Below are 685 nucleotides of genomic sequence, written 5' to 3' on the forward strand. Positions count from 1 at the left end.
CAGTGGCAGGATTAAAACCTAAGCGTGGAATCAAATCGGTAATCAACTCACAGATTGCCTGTACACCATGTTCAGGCTGATATCCGCCACCATGCCACAGACAATCAGACACAGGATTATCAGATATCGGCTCAATTGTTGGGTAAATTCCTCGATTAATTTGGTGAGCAGCAGTGATAATTGCACTTGTTTGAGCTTGACGGAATACCTGGGTTAACCGCACCACGGGAACTCGCCCAGAATTGATCAAGTCAGCAAGTATTTGACCTGGGCCCACAGATGGTAACTGGTCAATGTCACCCACCAACAACAGTAGAGCGCCAGCTAATACTGCTTTAACTAAGGAGTAAGCCAGAAACAAATCAAGCATCGAAGCTTCGTCAGCGATAATTGCCGTATGGGGTAAAGGATTTTCGCTATCGCGCTTGAAACCCCTTGAGCGGGGGTCAAATTCTAACAAGCGATGAATAGTTTTAGCTTCTAGCCCAGTCATTTCACCTAAGCGTTGAGCAGCCCGTCCAGTGGGTGCTGCCATTGCAATAGATTTACCCATTGCTTTCCACAGGCTGACAATGGTGTGAGTGGTAAAGGTCTTTCCAACGCCAGGACCACCAGTGAGGATCATGATTTTGGAATAGGCTGCTGTTTCTACAGCTTGGCGTTGCTGTTCTGAAAGCTGAATTTT

Annotated in this window: 1 protein-coding gene; it reads right to left on the minus strand. The window is 46.7% G+C overall.

Annotation, left to right across the window (positions count from 1 at the left end; translation table 11 throughout):
• The coding region (locus ACEYW6_RS36525) for an ATP-dependent DNA helicase (protein WP_412983657.1) at positions 1–685 on the minus strand (685 nt) is incomplete at both ends.

It is taken from the genome of Nostoc sp. UIC 10607 (genome assembly GCF_047228265.1).
GTDB lineage: Bacteria > Cyanobacteriota > Cyanobacteriia > Cyanobacteriales > Nostocaceae > Nostoc > Nostoc foliaceum_A.